3 protein-coding genes and 1 pseudogene are annotated in these 2253 nt (G+C 64.2%); all 4 read left to right on the top strand.

Going from position 1 to position 2253, the window contains the following annotated elements; translation table 11 throughout:
- A pseudogene (locus VGH68_RS17360) lies at nt 1–397 on the top strand (radical SAM protein); the annotation flags it as partial.
- Nucleotides 398–399: 2 nt separating this feature from the next.
- Nucleotides 400–960 carry an MSMEG_0567/Sll0786 family nitrogen starvation N-acetyltransferase gene (locus VGH68_RS17355; RefSeq protein WP_331604892.1) on the top strand — a complete coding sequence of 187 codons (561 nt, stop codon included), beginning with the start codon at nt 400–402 and terminating at the stop codon, nt 958–960.
- Complete coding sequence (locus tag VGH68_RS17350; protein WP_331604891.1) at nt 957–1940, top strand: sll0787 family AIR synthase-like protein; 984 nt, start codon at nt 957–959, stop codon at nt 1938–1940. Before VGH68_RS17355 ends, VGH68_RS17350 begins: the two co-directional genes overlap by 4 nt.
- The coding region (locus VGH68_RS17345; RefSeq protein ID WP_331604890.1) for a glycosyltransferase at nt 1940–2253 on the top strand (314 nt) is incomplete at its 3' end. The genes VGH68_RS17350 and VGH68_RS17345, both read left to right, overlap by 1 nt.

Below are 2253 nucleotides of genomic sequence, written 5' to 3'. Positions count from 1 at the left end.
CGAAGTAGTCACGCCCGCGCTGCGTGAACAGATCATGCCGGGCAAGGCCAGCGTACCCATCTCGCGCTACATGGAAGCGTTCAGGGCGGCCGTGGCGGTGTTCGGGCGGGGCCAGGTGAGCACCTATATCCTCGCGGGTCTTGGCGACACGGCAGAGGCCATTCTCTCGATCTCGCGCGAGCTTGTGGATCTCGGTGTATATCCGTTCGTGGTCCCGTTTGTGCCAATCAGCGGCACGCCGCTCGAGGATCATCCCGCGCCCTCGCCCGAGTTCATGAAGTCGGTATTGCAACCGCTTGGCGCGATGGTGTCGGCAGGCGGCATGCGTTCTGCCGATATCAAGGCGGGTTGCGGTAAATGCGGCGCGTGTTCGTCGCTATCGTCCTACGAGGTCTGATCATGCTCGCCGATACCGAAGATCTTGCCCGCCTCTATACCCCGGCCAGCTACACGATCAAGTGGACCACGCTGCCGTGGGAAGCGAACGAAGCCTACAAGCTGCGGCGCGCGGTGTTCTGCATCGAGCAAGGGATCTTTATCGGCGATGACCGCGATGAGATCGACGAGCGTGCGCAACTGCTCGTGGCGGTGAGCTGTATCGGCGGGATGCCTGAGCAAGTGGTCGGCACGGTGCGCATTCACGAGGACGAACCGGGCGTGTGGAGCGGCTCGCGCCTTGCCGTGCATGCAGCGTTCAGGCGGCACGGCAAGATAGGCGCAACGTTGATCAAGCTCGCAGTGAGCAGTGCTCATGCGCTCGGCTGCGCAACCTTCCTCGCGCATGTGCAGAGCCAGAATGCACCGTTGTTTCATGCTCTGCACTGGAGCACGCTCTCTGAAGAACTCATGCATGGCCGGCCGCATCATCTGATGCAGGCGGATCTTGGCTTTTACCCGCCTTGCGTGACGCCGCGAAGCGGCTTCACGACCCAGTATTCACCCGCGCGGAGTACGTCATGAGCGTGGCTGATCTCGTCGCCGCGCTAAGGGAAACGCGCGGCTTCCGGCACAAGACCGACATTGCCGGCGTAATGTCGTCGCTTGCCCGGCATGTGCCGCGCGCCGCCTCCGGCTGCCCGCAAGTCGCGCTGGGCGACGACTGCGCGGCTATCGCCGACGGCGACGGCTATCTGCTGTTCGCCATCGAAGGTCTGGTCAGCGACTTCGTACGCGACATGCCCTGGTTCGCGGGCTACAGCAGCGTGATGGTCAACGTCAGCGATATCTACGCGATGGGCGGTCGCCCGGTCGCGGTTGTCGATGCGATCTGGAGCGACGGATTGCGCGCGGCCGAAGACGTGCTTGGCGGGATGGCGGCGGCATCGTCCGTGTACGGCGTGCCGATAGTCGGCGGCCATAGCAATACGCGCAGCGGCCAGGCGCAACTGGCGGTATCCATTCTGGGGCGCGCGAACAGGTTGCTGTCCAGTTTCAATGCCCGGCCCGGCGATCGCCTGATGATGGCGGTCGATCTGCGCGGCGCGTTCGAAGAGCCGTATCCGTTCTGGAATGCATCGGTCGGTGCCCCTGCGGCACGCTTGCGCGCCGACCTCGAGTTGTTGCCCATGCTCGCCGAAAGCGGTCTCTGCGATGCCGCCAAGGACATCAGCATGGCCGGCGCGCTCGGCACTGCGCTGATGCTGCTGGAATGTTCGGGCGTGGGTGCGAGCATCGATCTTTCGCGTGTGCCTTCGCCTCCTGGCAAGGACCGCTTGCGATGGTTAAGCGCGTTCCCCAGCTTCGGCTTTGTAATGTCCGTACGCGAGGAACACGCGGCTGAGGTGGAGCGGCTGTTTATTGAACGTGAGCTGGCATGTGCGGTCATTGGCACGGTCGACGCATCGCGCAAAGTGGTGCTGCACGACGGCGGCGACTCCGCCGAGTTATGGAATTTCGACGCTGACGCGTTCATCGTCGGAAGATCAGGGAGTGCGACGTGATGCCTGCCCCAATGCGAATTGCCCTCGCCACGCATTCGGTCAATCCGCGCGGCGGCGTGGTGCATGCGCTCGAACTCGCGAGCGCGCTCGTGGATGAAGGCCACGACGTGACGCTCTTCGCGCCCGCCGCGCCCGGGGAAACGTTCTTCCGCGAGCCGCCGTGCCGGGTAATTCTCGCGACCATAGAAGGCTCGCAGCACGGCACGGTCGCACTCGTCGACGCGCGGCTTCGGGCGCTCAAGGCCAGCGTAAAAGCCTGCGACCCGCGCAGCTTCGACGTGCTGCACGCGCAGGACAGCATCAGCGGCAATGC

Source organism: Paraburkholderia sp. (assembly GCF_036488505.1).
Classification (GTDB): domain Bacteria; phylum Pseudomonadota; class Gammaproteobacteria; order Burkholderiales; family Burkholderiaceae; genus Paraburkholderia.
This window is presented reverse-complemented; position numbering and strand designations above follow the sequence as displayed.

Excerpts from the sequence above, each read along its gene's own strand:
- VGH68_RS17350 (WP_331604891.1), top strand. The coding sequence starts at position 957 with ATGAGCGTGGCTGATCTCGTCGCCGCGCTAAGGGAAACGCGCGGCTTC.
- VGH68_RS17355 (WP_331604892.1), top strand. The coding sequence starts at position 400 with ATGCTCGCCGATACCGAAGATCTTGCCCGCCTCTATACCCCGGCCAGC.